Origin of the sequence: Streptomyces sp. BV286 (genome assembly GCF_019090165.1) — a bacterium.
GTDB lineage: Bacteria > Actinomycetota > Actinomycetes > Streptomycetales > Streptomycetaceae > Streptomyces.
In genome coordinates, this window is record NZ_JAHRIB010000045.1 from 73,819 (window position 1) to 88,232 (window position 14,414).

Annotated in this window: 15 protein-coding genes; 4 read left to right on the top strand and 11 right to left on the bottom strand. The window is 72.5% G+C overall.

Annotated features, from left to right (window positions below):
• Positions 1 to 61: 61 nt before the first annotated feature.
• From KUF83_RS06220 to KUF83_RS06250, 7 genes are all read right to left on the bottom strand, one after another.
• Positions 62 to 1,129, bottom strand: coding sequence for a polyprenyl synthetase family protein (locus KUF83_RS06220; protein ID WP_217453536.1), 1,068 nt, complete (start codon positions 1,127 to 1,129; stop codon positions 62 to 64).
• Between the two features lie 5 nt (positions 1,130 to 1,134).
• A complete protein-coding gene (locus KUF83_RS06225) occupies positions 1,135 to 2,358 on the bottom strand; it encodes a tetratricopeptide repeat protein (RefSeq protein WP_217453537.1) in 1,224 nt (407 codons plus the stop codon).
• A gap of 286 nt (positions 2,359 to 2,644) precedes the next feature.
• Positions 2,645 to 3,154 (bottom strand): DinB family protein, encoded by a 510-nt coding sequence (locus tag KUF83_RS06230; protein ID WP_217453538.1) that lies wholly within the window; start codon positions 3,152 to 3,154, stop codon positions 2,645 to 2,647.
• A 65-nt stretch (positions 3,155 to 3,219) separates the two neighbouring features.
• Positions 3,220 to 3,627 (bottom strand): Zn-ribbon domain-containing OB-fold protein, encoded by a 408-nt coding sequence (locus KUF83_RS06235; RefSeq protein ID WP_217453539.1) that lies wholly within the window; start codon positions 3,625 to 3,627, stop codon positions 3,220 to 3,222.
• A 104-nt stretch (positions 3,628 to 3,731) separates the two neighbouring features.
• Positions 3,732 to 4,460 (bottom strand): TetR family transcriptional regulator, encoded by a 729-nt coding sequence (locus KUF83_RS06240; RefSeq protein WP_217453554.1) that lies wholly within the window; start codon positions 4,458 to 4,460, stop codon positions 3,732 to 3,734.
• Positions 4,461 to 4,642: 182 nt separating this feature from the next.
• Positions 4,643 to 5,035, bottom strand: coding sequence for a hypothetical protein (locus KUF83_RS06245; RefSeq protein WP_374105991.1), 393 nt, complete (start codon positions 5,033 to 5,035; stop codon positions 4,643 to 4,645).
• 281 nt (positions 5,036 to 5,316) lie between these two features.
• A complete protein-coding gene (locus tag KUF83_RS06250) occupies positions 5,317 to 6,240 on the bottom strand; it encodes a MurR/RpiR family transcriptional regulator (RefSeq protein ID WP_217453541.1) in 924 nt (307 codons plus the stop codon).
• Between the two features lie 126 nt (positions 6,241 to 6,366).
• Here KUF83_RS06250 and KUF83_RS06255 point away from each other — a divergent pair, with 126 nt between their 5' ends.
• From KUF83_RS06255 to KUF83_RS06265, 3 genes are all read left to right on the top strand, one after another.
• Entirely contained in the window at positions 6,367 to 6,912 is a 546-nt protein-coding gene (locus tag KUF83_RS06255) for a GNAT family N-acetyltransferase (protein ID WP_217453542.1), read from the top strand.
• A gap of 100 nt (positions 6,913 to 7,012) precedes the next feature.
• Positions 7,013 to 7,726, top strand: a complete 714-nt coding sequence (locus KUF83_RS06260; protein ID WP_217453543.1) for a ribonuclease H — start codon at positions 7,013 to 7,015, stop codon at positions 7,724 to 7,726.
• A 132-nt stretch (positions 7,727 to 7,858) separates the two neighbouring features.
• The gene (locus KUF83_RS06265; RefSeq protein ID WP_217453544.1) at positions 7,859 to 8,053 is read left to right on the top strand and encodes an antitoxin; all 195 of its coding nucleotides are present in this window, start codon (positions 7,859 to 7,861) and stop codon (positions 8,051 to 8,053) included.
• A 124-nt stretch (positions 8,054 to 8,177) separates the two neighbouring features.
• Here KUF83_RS06265 and KUF83_RS06270 read toward each other — a convergent pair whose 3' ends face one another.
• From KUF83_RS06270 to KUF83_RS06285, 4 genes are all read right to left on the bottom strand, one after another.
• A complete protein-coding gene (locus KUF83_RS06270; RefSeq protein ID WP_308402924.1) occupies positions 8,178 to 9,074 on the bottom strand; it encodes a hypothetical protein in 897 nt (298 codons plus the stop codon).
• A 127-nt stretch (positions 9,075 to 9,201) separates the two neighbouring features.
• Positions 9,202 to 10,575 (bottom strand): DUF6351 family protein, encoded by a 1,374-nt coding sequence (locus KUF83_RS06275; protein ID WP_308402925.1) that lies wholly within the window; start codon positions 10,573 to 10,575, stop codon positions 9,202 to 9,204.
• Between the two features lie 250 nt (positions 10,576 to 10,825).
• Positions 10,826 to 11,704, bottom strand: coding sequence for a dienelactone hydrolase family protein (locus KUF83_RS06280; RefSeq protein ID WP_217453545.1), 879 nt, complete (start codon positions 11,702 to 11,704; stop codon positions 10,826 to 10,828).
• A 71-nt stretch (positions 11,705 to 11,775) separates the two neighbouring features.
• Entirely contained in the window at positions 11,776 to 12,930 is a 1,155-nt protein-coding gene (locus KUF83_RS06285; RefSeq protein WP_217453546.1) for a helix-turn-helix domain-containing protein, read from the bottom strand.
• A 227-nt stretch (positions 12,931 to 13,157) separates the two neighbouring features.
• On the opposite strand from KUF83_RS06285, the gene KUF83_RS06290 reads away from it, so the two are divergent.
• A partial coding sequence (locus tag KUF83_RS06290; RefSeq protein WP_217453547.1) for a helix-turn-helix domain-containing protein occupies positions 13,158 to 14,414 on the top strand: 1,257 nt, incomplete at its 3' end.

The following is a 14,414-nucleotide window of genomic DNA, read 5'->3' on the forward strand; positions in this document are numbered from 1 at the left end:
GGCGGTGAGTTTGGCAAGGGCTTTCTACGGCGTCAAGGGACCGGTGCGGCAAAGGAGTTGGTCACAACTCGCGGCGCACGAGGAACGCGAGCAGAGCGCGCAGGTCGTCGGCGGTGCGGGGTGCCGAAGGCAGGATTTCGAGACAGGCGTCCACGGCGGCGATGTGGCGGTGGGCCTCGGCGAGGGCGGCCGCACGGCCGCCGGCGTCCTCGATCAGGGTCGCGGCGCGGCGGGCCGCGGTCACGTCGAGGGCTTCGGGGGAGTTCAGGAGACGCGCGAGCGGCCGGGCGGCAGGGGTGCCGAGGGCCGCAAGGACCGGGTACGTCTTCTTGCCCCGGAGCAGGTCCGCGTGGACGGGCTTGCCCGTGACGGCGGGGTCGCCCCAGATGCCCAGCAGGTCGTCGACCACCTGGAAGGCCACCCCCAGATGGCGGCCGGCCCGGTCGAGCGTGGCGACCGTTTCCCGAGGAGCACCGGCGAGCACGCCGCCGAGTGCGGCCGCGCAGCCCAGCAGTGCGCCGGTCTTGTGCTCGGCCATCGCGCGGTACTCGTCGGGACGGACCGCAGCCGGGCCCGTCCACGGGCGGGTCTCGAAGAGCAGGTCGTCTGCCTGGCCGCGCACGAGGTCGTTCAGCGCGGTGGACAAGTGACGCACCGCCGACGCGACATCGGCGCCGGGCGCGGTGGCCAGTGTCTCCACGGCCAGGGCGAACAGCGCGTCGCCCGCGAGGACGGCCGGGCCCGTGCCGTACGCCTTCCAGACGGTGGCACGCCCGCGCCGGGTCGCGTCGCCGTCCATGATGTCGTCGTGGAGCAGCGAGAAGGTGTGCACCAGCTCCACCGCGACGGCAGCGGTCACGCCCGCGTCCGCCGGTGCCCCGGCAGCCTCCGCGCCCAGGACGGCCAGGGCCTGCCGCAGCCCCTTGCCGCCCGCCGGCCCGGACACGGGCGCACCGCCCGCCTCGCACCAGCCGAACGAGTACGCGGCCATCTCGCCCACCCACGGATGCAGCCGTCCGACGGCCTCGGCCAGCGCGGGGCGCACCCGGGCCCGGCAGCGCTCCAGCAGCCGGGACGCGTGCCCGGCGTCGATCCCGGTGACGGCGGACGGAAAAGGCGCGGAGGACATCGTGGTCATCGTCGGCCCTTCGCGTCGGCCCGGTCGGCCCCGGACACGGCGTCGCACGCGACGAGGGTGGGCGCGACGGCGGCGGGTGTGACGGCGGCGGACGGGACGACAGCGGGCGTGACGACAGCGCTCGCGGCCGAGCCGGCATCGACGGGGTCGGCCGGACTCGGGCCCGTCCCGGTGGAGAGCGGGGTTCGTGTCGCCGTCTCGATGCCGAACTCGGCCTGCGCCTGCGCCACCATGCGATGCGCGTGCCGCAGGCCGATCCGCTCCAAGTCCATTGCCAGATCGGCCAGTTCGGCCGCCGTCTCGTCGAGGTCGCGGCCCAGACGGGCGAGGGACTTGGCCAGACCGAGCCGGGAGAGCGCCTCCCCGCGGGGTTCGCTCATCGCACGGAACTCGGCCAGCGCCTGTGTGTAGACGTCGCGGGCCTCGGCGTAACGCCCGGCGCGGTAGAGGACGTTGCCGCGCATCTTGTGGTTGTACGCCAGCGCGCTCGTCAGGTTCATCTCACGGCAGGACACCTCGGCCTCGGCGAGCAGGGCGAGCGCCCGGCCGGCGTCACCGTCGCGTACGGACACGATGTCGGCCAGGCCGCGCAGCGCCCACGCGTGACCACGCCGGTCGTCGGCCCGGCCCGCGATCTGGGCCGCCTCCTCGAACATCGCGTACGCCGTGTCGTACGACCCGGTGTTGCGGTGCATCTGGGCGATGCCCTCCAGCGCCCACACGGTGTGGCGCGCCTCGCCGCGTTTGCGGGCCTCCGCCAGAAGTCGCTCGTGGAGTGCGCCGACCGCCGCGTAGTCGCCCTGGATGCGGCCGGTCTCCGCCATCCCGGCGAGCGAGTAGCCGCGCACCACGATGTCTCCGCCCTGTTCGCCGAGTTCGGCGGCGAGTCCCAGCAGGCGCCACGCCAGAGGGAATGCGCCGCGCTGGCGCGCCAGGGTGCCTCCGCTCCACAGGGCCCACGCCATCGCGGCCGTGTCCCCGGCCTCCCGGGCGGCGCGGTAACTGGCCTTCCACGCGCGGTCGGCGTCGGCCACCTGGCCGAGCCGTCGGTGCGCCTCCGCCACCGCGAGACCCGAGCGGGCCGCCTCCGCCCGCGCCCCGGTGCGTTCGGCGGCGCGCAACTGCTCCGTCCCCGCGGCCAGTACGTCGACCAGGGAGGAGTTCACGGACAGGGTGGTGAGCGCGCCTTGGTACTCGGGCGCGGATGCCTTGGCGTACATGGGTGCCTTTCGGTCTGCCGGTGCTGACGAGCGCGGCGGATCCCTGCTATACACAGCATGTATACATACTGTGTATAGTGCCCCGGTTCGCCGTCCTGGATCACTGTCCTGAGGTGACGGGTCACCGGCGCCGTCGCGCCGACTCGTTGTGGATCAGGACGAGGATGCCGACGGCGAGGTTGCTTCTGAGGCGCACATCACAACAGGTGGATGCACGGGGTGGACGGGGCGCGGGCCGGAGGTGCGGCGGTCGTGGCCGCTGTGGCGCTCACGGACCTGCCGCCGCTCAACGGCCGGTCAGCAGTCCCCGTACGAAGGCGGCTTGACCCACGTGCTGCAGGTCGTCCGCGAGCACGCTGACGAGGCGGGCGCCCAGGGTGACCGGCGGGGACCAGTTCTCGTCGACGACGCGGTCCAGGTCGCCGGCGTGCAGATCGCGCAGCGCCGCCAGCGTCTGCCGGTGGACGGCGTCGTAGTGGCCGACCAGCAGGTCACCCGAGTCCACCCGCACCTCGGCGACCTGCTGCGGGGTGTGGCCGTAACCCGTGTCCCCGCCGGGCAGGGGCAGTGCGAAGCGACCCGCCCAGTCCTGCGACAGCCAGACCTGCTTCAGGCCGAAGGCGTCGGCGACATGGTCGTCCTGTACGCGGGTGAGGTGCCAGACGAGCCAGCTGATCGAGTTGGCCCGGCCGTCGGGACGGGCGTTGAGATCGTCGGGGGAGAGGCCGTCGACGACGGCATGGACCTCCTCCTGGATGCGGCCGTAGGCATCGACCAGAACGTCCTTGGCGTGCATGGGTCCTCCACGCTCTCCGCGGGCACCTGTCCCTGCCAGTGTCCCCCGCGAAGCTGTCGAGCGCGTCAGTGCCAGCCGGAGAACGGCTCCTCGCAGAGCTTGAACACGGGCTCGCGGCGCACCGGATCCATCGCGGTCGTGAGCTGGACGCGGTCACCGGTGCGGATCGCGATGAGCGGCCCGCAGACCCGGCCCCGGACGGTGAACCCCTCCGCCAGTTCGACCAGTGACACGTTGCGCGCGCCCGGAGTGTTGCGCTGCACGACGGTCGTGTGGCGGATGACGCCGAGGCCCGCGCTGCGCTCCGTGCGCAGATCGCTGCCCGCGCAGACCGGACAGAGCAGCCGGTGGAACGTGGAGGTCCCGCACCAGCGGCAGCGCTGGTAGGTGAGGCCCTCTTCGGTCTGTCCCGCGGTCGTCGCCGTCACCGGGTCGAGTACGCCCGTCGTGGTCCCGCTTCCTCGGTGGAACACGATGTCATCTCCCTGCGCCTGGCCGGAATCCGAAGGTGCGCGGAGCGTCGCGCACGGGCTCAGGGTATGGCACGCAGTGCCACAGGTAAAGGCACTCAGTACCCTCAATCGATCGGGTTCGCGTGTCCGAGCGTCGTCTCGATCTCCTGGACGACCCGCCACAGCGGAGCCCCGCGCCGGGAGACGACGACGACCACGTCCTCGTCGTCACGGCCCCCGCTCCTCCCCTCCCCGGCGCCCTCGTCCGCCGCCTCCCGCACCGGACCGCCGGGTGCCCGGTCCGGCCCGAAGACCTCCTCGACGTGGGCGAGGGCGTGGTCGACCTCGGCGGTCGCGTCGCTCCGGCCGTCCGAGCGCAGCCAGGAACGCAGCCCGTTGTTGTGCGCGGCGACCACGGCCGCGGCGATGACGTCGGCCCGCAGCGTCCCGTCGCGCCGGCCCTCGAAACGCCCGCGCAGATACTCGGCCATCGCCCGCTCGTACCGCCAGACCATCGAGAGTTCGTACGTCCGCAGCCCCGGTACCTTCCGCGTGAGGCGATGGCGCTGGACGGAGAACGTCGGGTTCTCGGCATACATGCGCAGCACCAGGCGTGCGGCGTCGCAGACCCGCGCCACCGGTTCGTCCGTGGGGCCGCTGTCGCCCAGGAAGGCGGTCATCTCGGCCAGGCAGCCCTCGTGGTCGGGGAAGACCACGTCCTCCTTGGACGGGAAGTACCGGAAGAAGGACCGGCGCCCGACGCCCGCGAGGGCCACGATGTCGTCCACGGTGGTCTGCTCGTACCCCCGCTCCAGGAACAGCTGGAACGCCGCCGCCACGAGGGACTCCCGCATCGGCGGCTTCGGGTTCGTCACGTGCGCCGCCGGGCCGGGACGTGGTGCCTCGCTCATGGTGGGGAACCTAGCACCGTACGCGAGGCGGCATGGCACTCAGTGTGCTCGGATGGGGGAACTGAGTGCCACCGTGCTGTGGTGCCGTCGCCCGTGGGCGACGCCGGCCGCCGGACCTGTGGGGCTCAGTGGCCCTGGCGGACGTTGTGGCTCTCCACGAGCGCCTGGGTGACCACGCGGACGCCCCGTGCGATGTGGTTCAACTGCGTGAGCTCGGCCGCGTAGAGCTTGATCGTGTGCTCGATGACGGACTCGTGCATCCCCATGGCGGGCAGTTCGGCCCGCGCACTGTGCAGCGCGGTACGGACGACCCGGATCTCCTGCTGCAGCTGGATCTGCGCGTGGCGGGCGAGGAGGACCGGCTGGCGGATCAGCAGGGGATAGCTGGCGTAGCGGGTCGGCACCAGCTCGCGCAGCCACTTGGCCGCCGACCGTTCCCAGTCACGGTTGCCGGGAGTCTTGACCTGACAGGGCCAGTCCGTGCTGATGGGCGAGGTGTACGTCAGGGACATGTGCATCGCTTCCGAGGTGGCCGGCGGGCGGTTCTTGTCGTTCTTGGCGGCCCCGGCCCAGGGGATTGACCGGGGCCGCCACGGGCGTGCGCGAGCGGTGCCCGTTCGGTGCACCCGGGCCGGTGCGAGAAGGGAGCGCCGTTCCCGGGCCGACCGGGACCCCACCGGATCCCGATCAGCGAGAAGTATTCATATATACCGTCCGGTACGCAAGGGTATGAAAAAATTCATGTCCTGGTACGGCTGAATCATGACTTGCGGAACGCTGTCACCCCATGCCGGAGAGGTCAGTCCTTGAGGAAGAAGGCATGCTCGTCCGCGACCTGTTCGTAGTCCTCCAGGCGGGCCTGCGTACGCTCGGGGTCGGCGTCGGTCATGGCCTGGAGCAGCGCCGCGGACAGCACGACCGGCGCCGCGTAGGAGTCGAAGACGAGCCGCGAGCCGGTGCCGGTGGCGAAGACCACGTCGGCCTCGTCGGCCAGCGGCCCGAGCCCCAGATCGGTGATCAGGGCGACGCGCAGACCGGCCCGCCGGGCGACCCGCATGGCCGTCAGCGTCTCGTGCGCGTGCCGCGGCATGGTGAAGGCCAGCACCCAGGTACCGCCCGCCTCGCGGGACTGGAGCAGGGCGTCGTAGGCGACACTGCCGCCCCGGGTCACCAGCCGGACGTCGGGGTGCACACGCCGGGCGGCGTACGCGAAGTACTCGGCCAGCGACCCGGAGATCCGCAGCCCGAGAACGGTGAGCGGAGCCGACCGCGACAGCGCGCGCCCGGTCTCGATGACCCGCTCCGGGTCGGCGAAGTCGCGGCGCAGGTTCTCCAGGTTGTCGATCTCCGCGTCGACGGCGGCCTGCAGCTCGTTGGGCCGGGCCTCCTCGGCGGCGTCGGGCGAGCCGGCCAGCTTGCTCAGCGCGATCGACTGGAGGCGCTCCCGCAGGGCGGGGTAACCGCTGAAGCCCACTGCCGTCGCGAAGCGGGTCACCGAGGGCTGGCTCACACCCACGCGTTCCGCGAGATCCGTGATCGACAGGAAGGCCGCCTCGGCGATGTGCTCGATCAGGTACTGGGCGATGCGCCGCTGTCCCGGAGAGAGCCGGGGTCCGTCGAAGAGGGCCCGCAGCCGGGTCGTGGGCGCGGCCTCCGTCTCCGGGACCTGCTTCCCCGAACTGATCGCGGACGCCTGCGCGCGGGCCTGCTGCGGCGATGGCACCGGTGCGCCTCCTTCATGTCCCACTGTGGTTCAACATAGCTCACAGGAAGGGAGGTCCGGCGGACGGTCGCTCATGGTCAGAGGGTTGCTCCACGGGCGTCGTACGGGCTGTGTTTCGATGCCGGGATGAAGAGCGAGAACACCGGTGCGCCGGCCAGGACCTCGGTCAGACCACGGACGGACGAGGACCTCGACGCGTGCGTGCGGGTGCTCGCCGCGGTCCACGAGAGCGACGGATACCCCGTGAACTGGCCGGACGAGCCGGGTGGGTGGCTGTCCCAGTCCTCCCTCCTGACGGCGTGGGTCGCGGAACGCGACAGCCGCGTCGTCGGACACGTCGCCCTGTCCCGCGACGAGCCGGGTGACCTGGCCCCCGGGCTGTGGCGTGCCCGCCGGGACGCCAACGCCGTCACCGCGGTCGTCAGCCGTCTGTTCGTCGCGCCGGAGGCCCGCGGCAACGGGATCGGCGCGCTCCTGCTGACCCGGGCGTCCCAGGAGGCCGGGCGCCGGGGCCTCCACCCGGTTCTGGACGTCGTCGCGACCGACAGGGCGGCGGCGGCCCTGTACGAACGGCAGGGCTGGCAGCGACTGGCGACGGCGGAACAGCGGTGGGCCCCGGACCGGACGGTCACCGTCCACGCCTACGCGGCAGGGACGAGCACGGCTTTCTAGGGGCGCGGGCCGCCGCGCGACCAGCCACGACGGACTCGCGTCCCGTCCCGGGGACGGCGCGGAAGGCGGGCCGGTAGGCCCGAGGGCCGCGCACCCTGGCATGATCGGGCGCATGGCTGAACGCGTGATCGCCGCATGTGACGGGGCGTCGAAAGGAAACCCGGGGCCCGCAGGCTGGGCCTGGGTCGTCGCGGACGGAACGGGAACCCCCACCGAGTGGGAAGCGGGCCCCCTCGGCACCGCGACCAACAACGTCGCCGAACTGACGGCGCTGGAACGGCTGTTGACCGCCGTCGACCCCGCCGTCCCGCTGGAGATCCGGATGGACTCGCAGTACGCGATGAAGGCGGTCACCACCTGGCTTCCGGGCTGGAAGCGCAAGGGCTGGAAGACGGCGGCGGGCAAGCCCGTGGCCAACCAGGAACTCGTCGTACGGATCGACGAGCTGCTCGACGGCCGCTCGGTGGAGTTCCGGTACGTGCCCGCGCACCAGGTCGACGGCGACCCCCTCAACGACTTCGCGGACCGCGCGGCGAGCCAGGCCGCGATCGTCCAGGAGCCGGCGGGCAGCGAGCAGGGCTCTCCGCAGCCGCCGAAATCCCCGGCGGCGAAGAAGCCGGCGCCTTCGAAGAAGCGCGCCGCCTCCGCCGCCCCGGGCTCCTCGTCCTCGCGGTCGTCCTCCTCCGCCTCCTCGCGCACGCTCAAGGCGAAGTTCCCCGGCCGGTGCCGTTGCGGCCGCTCGTACACGGCCGGCGAGACCATCGCGAAGAACGCCGACGGCTGGGGTCATCCGGAGTGCCGTACGGAGGCCTAGACAGCCCGGGGCGGAGGTCCGGAACCGCCCTGGGGCCCGTCCGGGAACAGGCCGGTGTGCCGCCCGGATGCGAAACCCGCCACCTGCGGTGACCCTGGATGCGTGGGGGTGAACTGATCAGGAGGATGACTCATGTCCGTTATGGACAAGATCAAGGGAATGCTGAAGGGCCACCCGGAACAGACCAGCAAGGGTGTCGACAAGGGCGGTGACTTCGTCGACGACAGGACCCAGGGCAAGTACAGCGGTCAGGTCGACACCGGCCAGGACAGGCTCAAGGACCAGTTCGGTTCGAACCCGGACCAGGACCGGCCGCCGCAGTCCTGACACGGCAGTCGCGCGCAGGCGGCGGGGCACTTTCCGCCGCCGTCACGGGTCGGCCCCCTCGTGGGGCCGACCCGTCATGCGTACCGTCCCACCGGTCAGTCCGCCGTGTGTACCGTCCGACCGGTCAGTGCTCCCGGGGACCCGAGGGGCGGCAGGTGACCGTGGGTCCGGCCAGCATGCCGCCCGTGTAGAGGCTCTGGCCCCGGGGTGTCCAGTAGCCCAGCTTCGAGACGACGGTCGAGCAGGCGCCCCTGACCCTGGCGCGGACGACGACCGTGGAGGGCCGGCCCGGCTGGAGGTCGGTGAGGGCGCAGTCCAGGGCGTACATGCTGCGGGTCGTCGAAGGATGACGGCCGGTGAGCGGGTTGACGCAGCGGGCGTCGGACGTCGTCAGTTCCACGCCCGAAGCCTCCTCCCCGATGAGCCCGAAGCGGGCGCTGCCGTCGCCCGCGTCGCTGTCCCGCGAGACGGTGTACGTCAGCGTGGCCGACGTGTGGGGCCGCAGCGTGCGCCGGTCGACCTCGATGCGGTGGGTGGGGACGGGCTTAGGGTCGGTGAGGGTCAGGGTCGCGCGGACCGTCCCCCGCAGGTCGACGCCCGCGGGCGACGACCGGACGTGCACCGTGCCGCTGACGTCGTACGTACCCGGCCCGGGGGTCTCCCTGCCACCGGGCAGCGGGCCCGTGGCGACGGTCCTGCCGTCCCGCCGCAGCGTCCAGCTGCCCGACGTCAGACAGGCGTACCGGACCTTGTTCCCATGGCGCCCGCAGGTGGCCGGGGCCGACAGGGACGTTCCCGCGCCGCCGCCGCTCGCGCAGAGACTGACGGCCGCGTGCTGCCCGCCCGGCCCCTCCAGGATGCCCGCGGGGACGCAGACGGTCGACGGGGACGCCGGCTCGGGTGCCTGGGAACGGTGGGCCGCGCCCGCCGGCTGTCCCACGGCGGTCCAGCCCGCGGCGGCCAGTACGGCCGCCGCGGTGAGCAGCAGGGACGTCCTGCGGGGAGTGCGGAGCAGCGGCACGGGTTCCTCCTCCTCGGCCGCGAACGGCCGGGCGCCGGTCGCGTGCGCTCACATGCGGTCGCATGCGTCGAGGAGAGAATGCGGGAACGCCCGGGGGCCGGGCCGCTCCCACGCCGGGCGGGACAGGTCAGGGCCGGTACGCGTCGCCCGGATGGGCCAGGTCGTACGGGCGCGGGTACGGGGCGGGGCGGTAGGTGCCGTAGCGGGCCGGGGTGGTCGGATCGGCTTGCTCCGCACGTGAGTTGAGTGCCCTCGGGCCCGTGTCGCCCCACCGTCCCGTGGCGACGCGGTGCTCCAGCGCGTCCAGTGCGGCGATCTGCTCCGCGGGGCTGAAGGTGCAGTGGCCGGCGTTGTCGACGTACGCCTGGCGCAGGAGAGGCCGGGAGCCGGCGGCGGTGGCGGCCCGCAGATAGGCGCTCTCCGTCTGGACGGGGACGAGGGCGTCCCCGGTGGTGTGGACGGTGAGCTGAGGCTTCGTCAGCCTTCCCGTGAAGGCGCTGGTCCGGCTCATCCAGTCGAGAGCCTCCTTGTCCGCCTTGACGCGCGGAGCCCTGTTGAGTGTCCTGAGGTCGTCCTTCAAGGAGCGCCCGGCCGCCTTGTAGAGCCCCTTGACCTGCTTGTACGTCGAGGAGCCGCGCAACAGCCGCGCGTAGTCGACGCCGGTGTTCCAGGACGAGTTGCCGCCCGCCAGCCTCTCCGTGTCCTGACGCCAGCTGAACGCGGCCGTCGCCAGCAGACCCCTGACAGCGGTGTACTGGTTGGCCTCCTGGGTGTTCCAGTCGTCGGGTGCCGGGCGGGGCTGGGCGGGGTCGTTCCAGCCGGGGATGTTGTGCAGGGCCGCCGCGAGGGCGATTCGGGCCCGCCCGTCCGCGGAGTTCTGGGCCTCGGCCACGACACCGCTCAGCGTGGTGGCGGCCGCCCTCGCGGCGGCCTGGTCGCGGAAACCGGCCAGGGGAACCGCGGCGTCGGGCGCGAGGAGGGCCTTCAGTGCGAAGACCGGGTCGAGGGTGTTGTTCCAGTTGGCCACACCGCCGTGGACCAGCCCGCAGACGGACAGCGATCCGTCGATGCGCCCGGCGTGCCGCTCGGCGATCCTCGTGGTGACGAGCCCTCCGTACGACTGGCCCCAGGCAAGGGTTCGCCGGGCCGCCCCGAACCGCTCGGTGAACGCGTCGAGCGTCGCCAGCTGGTCCGGCACCGCGTGCTCCACCGCCCAGCCGGTGGTCGCGTACGAGGAGCCGATCAGCGCGTAGCCGTCCTCGAGGAGCAGGTCGCGGGTGGCGGGGTCGGTGACGTTCTGGGCCGGGTTCGGCGCGCCAGGGGGCCGGAACCCGTGGCTGAACAGGAGCACGGTGCCGTTCCAGCCGGCGGGCACGTCCATGACGTAGGTCGCACCGGAGGCGAGGGTGCCCTCGACGTGGACGTCCTCGGCGGCGGCGGAGTGCGCGGGGGCCGCGGTCACCGTCAACAGGACGGCGACCGACAGGAGGAGGCGGTTCACGAGCGGATCCCTTCGAGTGTGGGGGCACGGGACGCGGGTGAGTGCGGCGAGCACAGTGAAGTTAGGCATGTGCGTGCCTGTGGTCAATGTTCTGCGCAACATGAGTGCGTGAAGATGTTCCCCGCCGCCGCGCCCGCGGGTACGCGAGCGGACCGGGCCGCACACAAGGACGCCCCAGTGGGCGCACGGACACGCAGCAGCACGGCGGGTCTCCCCCCGGAAGACCCGCCGTGCCCGCCCGCCGGAAGAGCTACCCCGTGGGGCAGGTGTTCCGGTACTCGCTGATCTGTGTGTTCGGTGTCGGTGCCGGGCACAGGAACTTGTCGTAGCGCACGTCCTCGTCGACGAAGCGCTTCAGCCAGGAGATGCTGTACTTCGCGATCGTCACGTTGGAGCCGAGTGCCACGTTGTGGTCGGCGCCCCGGAGCTCCAGGTAGGCCTTCTCGGGTGCGGCGGTGAGGCTGTTGTAGAAGACCTCCGCGTGTGAGCCGGGCGAGGCGATGGCGTCGTTCTCGGCGCCGATGATCATCGTGGGGACCCGGTCGGTCTGCCAGGTCTTGTCGTTGCTCCACGGCATCAGCGGCACGGCCGCCTTGAGCGAGGAGCGCGTCTCGGACGCCTTGAGGGAGCCGCCGCCTCCCATCGAATGGCCCATCACCGCAAGGCGGTTGGGGTCGATGCGGTTCTTCACGGAGCTGGACTGGACGAGGTAGTCGAGCGCGTTGAGCATCTGCGTGGCGCGGTCGTCGGGCTGGTCGAAGCCCGAGTTGGTGTCCAGCGTCAGGACGACGAAGCCCTGGGACGCGAGGCGCGGGCCGTACCAGCTGATCAGCGCCTCGGGCGTCACGAAACCGGGACTGACGACGACGGCACCGAACGTGCCCTGACTCGTGTCAGTGGGGTAGTAGGCGGTGCCCTGCTTGAAGTTCGGGCCGTCGACCCTGGTCTGGGCCGTGGCGAACGGGCCCCGCTCGGCGGTGACGGACTGTTCGGTGGGATCGGGGCCCCTTTGGAAGTCTCCGGGCCCGGCCTGGGCCTCCTGAGGGACGAGGCCCACGCTCACCGCCAGAGCGGCGGCGCCGGAGAGAAGGCCGAAGCGTTTCGCGGTGCGGTTGCTCACATGTCTCATGCGGCCAGAGCATGCTGACCGGCAGTCGGTACCGCTTCTCGTTCAACTGCTGAATTCCGTACGGGATTTTGTCAGGACAGCAAGGAACGACGCACTGACCTGGTGCGCAGCGCGAGCTGCGCCTCGAACCGGAATGCCGGATCGCCCAGCCTCTCGCCGTACAGGGCGGCGAGCTGGCGCAGCCGGTTGCGGGCGGTCTGCGGATGGATGCCCAGGGCGGCGGCCACCTCCGGAGCCGTGCGTCCGCCGGAGGCCAGCAGCGCTTCGAGTGTGTCCGTGAGCCGCTCCGCCTTGCCCGGCGGCAGGGTACGCAGGGGATCGAGCACCTGGTGGGCCAGGAGGTCTCCGATCGGCGCACCGTGCAGGAGATGCACGTCCGCGAGATGGTCCTCGGCCCTGAGCCGTCCAAGGCGCAGCCCCAGCCGGGCGCAGTGCAGCGACACCCACGCCTCGTCCAGCGCGACACTCGGGCCCACCGCCGCGTCCGACCCCTGAAGGGCACTCAGCAGCCCTTCGCCGGGCACCACCAGGTGCAGCTCACCGCCCCGGCTCACGCGCAGCACGTCCTCGTCGATGACGCTCACGTCGGTGGAGGCCGGCAGGACCGCGCACCGGACCCGTTCCGGCAGCGGCCAGGCGGCCCTGCGGGCGAGGTCGGGCAGCGGCTCCGCGAGGGGATCACGGTGGCGTTCGAGCAGGCGCGCCGCGAGCAGACGACGGGTGCGCAGCACCTCGTCGGCGGCTCCGGCCCTGGCCTCCTCGAAACCCGCCACCGACTCCTCGGCGAGCGCGTGGATGTGGGTGAGCACGGCCTCGCTCAGCGGGACCGCTATCTCACCGGAGAACGCGGCGTCCCGCGCCACGTCCACATAGCGGCGGCACGCCACCCGGGCCCCGATCCGGTAGGCGGCCTGGAGCCCGTCCATGCCCCGGCCGCTCAGGTACTCCAGTCTGCCCAGCCGCCGGAAACGCGGCACATAGTGCTGCTGCGGCCCGTCCGGTTCCTCCACCAACTCGGTGAACTGGGTGGCCGCCAGCCGCACCGCCTCGGCGAGGTCCTGTGCGACGGCCGAGCCGATGGGCTGCCGGTAGCCGCGCACCTCTCTCCGGATGGCCTGGACCATCTCCGTGGTGATCTCCGGGAGACGGGCCCGGAGCAGCGGAGCGAGCCCCGGAGGCAGGTCGTGCCACGGGCGCCTGGACAAGAGCGGATCGACAGCTGACACGTCCAACTCCCTCACTGGGGCCTGTGGTCGAACTCCCGCCTGCCTTGCGATCTCGCGCGCGCTCACACCGCCTCCGCCCGCCAGGGCCTAGCACGGAACGGTGAGTCGTCGTGGACCGGAGTGTAAGGCGGGTGACACTTTCGTCGCCGGTCCGCGCGCGGAATCTGGTGTACGTCACACGGGTCCCGCAGGCTCGGTCAGCCCCACGGGAACCCACGGGAGGCACCATGACCCCCACACACGCACAGGCCATGGGCACACAGGACGCCGAGCCGCTTCCGGGCGACATGCGCAGGATGCTGCTGCGGTACATGCCGGACGCCGTCGACGAGATGGAGGAGGCGGTCCGCTCCGGTCTGCCGCACTACACGCACCTCGTCGACGGGACGCACGGCTACTCGCTGCGCCAGATCATCGACCGCACCGTCAGCTGCTTCGTCTCGGTCCACGACGCCACCCGGCCCGGCTCGGTCGCCACGGCCGAGATCATCGCCCTGTACGAGCGCATCGGCGCCCGGCACGGCCGCCTCGGCTGCTCGCTCGACGTGCTGCGCGACGCCCTCGACCTGGCGGGGCGGGTGGCCTGCCGACGGCTCATCAAGGACGCGTACCGGCTGCACTGGCCCGCACCCCTGCTGGCGACGCTCACCGAGGACACCTTCGCCCTGATCAAGACGGCCGTCGCGGCCGCCTCACGGGGTTACGCCGAGGAGCGCCACCGGGCCCCGCTCGACGTGCAGCGGGACCGGCTGCGGGACGCACTGGTCGCCGACCCCGACGGCCGGACCCGGCCGCTCGCGGAGCTGGCCGCGGCGGCCGACTGGCGGCTGCCGGGCACCCTCGCGGTCCTCGCCCTGCCGCCCGGAGACCATCCGCAGACGCATGTGCTGCCACCGGAGGTGCTCGCCGACCGGAGCCCCGCCGCTCCCTACCTCGTCCTCCCCAACCCCCGTACGCCCGGGCCGCGTTGGCTTCCGAGGACCGTCGGTGCCGCCCTCGGTCCCGTCGTCCCGCCCGAGCGGGGCGCGGTCTCCCTGCGGTGGGCGCGGCGCGGTCTGGCGCTGGTCGAGCGCGGCGCGCTGCCCGCCGCGGCGCCCCTGCGCTGTGTCGACCACGTGGCGGCGCTCACCGCGTTCAGGTCGGGCGACCTCCTCGAAGCCGCCGCCGCGGAGCTCCTCGGACCGCTGCTCGCCCTCCCGCCCCGCCGCAGGGAACCGCTCCTCGAAACCCTCCTGGTCTACCTGCGCTGCGGCGACAACGCCGTCCTCACCGCGTACCGCCTGCACGTGCACGAGCAGACGGTCCGCTACCGCCTGCGCCAGATCAGCCAGCTCACCGACGGCGCCTGCCCCGACCCCGAACGCCACCTGGAGACCATGCTCGTACTGACCTGGCTGCTGTCGCCGGGAGCGGCGGACCCACCGGCGGCCGGCGGGCACGCCACCGCGGGGCCGGCGCCGGGTACGACCGGCGCGTCCACGCCC